Below are 302 nucleotides of genomic sequence, written 5' to 3' on the forward strand. Positions count from 1 at the left end.
CACGCTCCACTCCATCTCAGCGCCCGCAATCAGCAGGCTGGCCAGGCGGCCGAGCCACGGCTGATGGCCGACCAGCAGCAAGTTCGTGCTCGAAGGCCAGTCGATTGCCGCAAGGATGGTGCTGACGCTGTCTCTTATACACATCTCCGAGCCCACGAGACATGGCGCCTGATCTCGTATGCCGTCGTCTGCGTGAAAAGGGGGGGGGGGGGGGGGGGGGGGGGGGGGGGGGGGGGGGGGGGGGGGGGGGGGGGGGGGGGGGGGGGGGGGGGGGGGGGGGGGGGGGGGGGGGGGGGGGGGGG

The 302-nt window shown here is 74.8% G+C and carries 1 pseudogene; it reads right to left on the reverse strand.

The features are described 5' to 3' along the window. Positions 1 to 126: pseudogene (locus tag JHD73_RS28785) on the reverse strand (histidine phosphatase family protein); the annotation flags it as partial. Positions 127 to 302: the final 176 nt, after the last annotated feature.

It is taken from the genome of Ralstonia sp. ASV6 (assembly GCF_016429285.1).
Taxonomy (GTDB): domain Bacteria; phylum Pseudomonadota; class Gammaproteobacteria; order Burkholderiales; family Burkholderiaceae; genus Ralstonia; species Ralstonia flaminis.